This is a genomic window from Mesorhizobium sp. WSM4807, from assembly GCF_055811615.1.
On the sequence record NZ_JBVVQY010000044.1, the window covers coordinates 1 to 1,803 of the forward strand.

The window sequence follows — 1,803 nt, forward strand, 5'->3', positions numbered from 1 at the left end:
CCCCCCCCCCCCCCCCCCCCCCCCCCCCCCCCCCCCCCCCCCCCCCCCCCCCCCCCCCCCCCCCCCCCCCCCCCCCGTCCGCAAAAGTGTCCGCGCGTGAGGATGAGTCTGCCACGGCAACGGAATCCCCCTCCCCCTTGTGGGGAGGGGCTAGGGGTGGGGCTACTGCGGTCGGTCGGGGTACTGCGCCCGTCGCCGCGCCGCGTCCCGAAGGCGAAAAGCCGCTCGCCTCGCCGGCCGTCCGCCTCAGGGCAAAAGAGGCCGGCGTCGATCTCCGACAGGTCAGGGGAAGCGGCCCGGCCGGCCGCATTCTCCACGAGGACATCGACGCCTCCCTGGCGCGCGGACCGCAGCTTGCGAAGGTCTCCGGCCTCGCACGCAACGAGGCCGTCGAGGACATCAAGATCATCGGGCTCAGGCGCAAGATCGCCGAGAAGATGGCGCTGGCTAAGTCGCGCATCCCGCACATCACCTACGTCGAGGAGATCGACGTTACGGCATTGGAGGATTTGCGCGCGGCGCTCAACAAGGAGAAGCGCAGCGGCGTCGAGCGGCCGAAGCTGACGCTGCTGCCGTTCCTGATGCGGGCGATGATCAAGGCGATCGCCGACCAGCCCAATATCAACGCGCTGTTCGATGACGAGGGCGGCGTCGTCCACCAGCATGGCGGCGTCCATATCGGCATCGCCGCGCAGACGCCTTCTGGGCTGGTGGTGCCGGTAGTCAAGCACGCCGAGGCGCGCGACATCTGGGACTGCGCCGCCGAGCTCAACCGGCTCGCTGAGGCGGCCAGATCAGGCACGGCGACGCGCGACGAGCTCTCGGGATCGACCATCACCATCACCTCACTCGGCGCCATGGGCGGTGTGGCGACGACGCCGGTGATCAACCATCCGGAAGTGGCAATCCTCGGCGTCAACAAGATGATGGTGCGGCCGATATGGGACGGCACCCAATTTATCCCGCGCAAGATGATGAACCTGTCCTCCAGCTTCGACCACCGGGTGATCGACGGCTGGGACGCCGCAGTGTTTATTCAACGGATTAAGGCGCTGCTGGAAACCCCGGCGCTGATTTTCGTGGATTGATGAGATGAGAACGGTCGCAAAGGCTCCCTCACCCGGCCTCCGCTTCGCTACGGCCACCCTCTCCCCGAGGGGAGAGGAGGTCTCCAGCGCCGGCGCCAGCCTCTTCTCCCCGGTGGGGAGAAGGTGGCCGCGAAGCGGCCGGATGAGGGGGCCTTTCTTCGCCAAAAAGAGCATATCGACATGAAGGAAATATCCTGCAAGCTGCTCGTCATCGGCGCCGGGCCCGGCGGCTATGTCTGTGCCATCCGCGCCGGCCAGCTCGGCATCGATACGGTTATCGTCGAGTTCGGCAAGCCGGGCGGCACTTGTCTCAATGTCGGCTGCATTCCGTCCAAGGCGCTGATCCATGCGGCCGAAGAGTTCGAAAAGGCGTCGCACATGGCCGGCGGCAAGAGCCCGCTTGGCATTTCAGTCGCAACACCATCCATTGATCTCGAAACGACCGTCGCCTGGAAGGACGGCATTGTTAGCCGGCTGAACAGCGGCGTCGCCGGCCTGCTCAAGAGGGCCGGGGTCAAGACCGTGCATGGCTGGGCGAAATTCCGTGACGGCAAGACTGTCGAGGTCGAGACAGAGACCGGCACACAGGTCGTCCGCGCCCCGACCGGGGGGGGGCCCCCCCCCCGGGGGGCGGGCGCGCGGCCGGCACAGCCCGTAGGGGGGGCGGGGGTGACGTCCACCCCAGCGCGGGGGGGGAGCGGAGTTGCGGGAAGGG

The 1,803-nt window shown here is 67.9% G+C and carries 1 protein-coding gene and 1 pseudogene; both read left to right on the plus strand.

Annotated features, from left to right (window positions below; genetic code table 11):
• Window positions 1–1,088: dihydrolipoamide acetyltransferase family protein (locus AC0L3N_RS31185; RefSeq protein ID WP_473551418.1), on the plus strand; the 1,088-nt coding region annotated here is incomplete at its 5' end.
• A 180-nt stretch (window positions 1,089–1,268) separates the two neighbouring features.
• A pseudogene (locus AC0L3N_RS31190) lies at window positions 1,269–1,708 on the plus strand (FAD-dependent oxidoreductase); the annotation flags it as partial.
• Window positions 1,709–1,803: the final 95 nt, after the last annotated feature.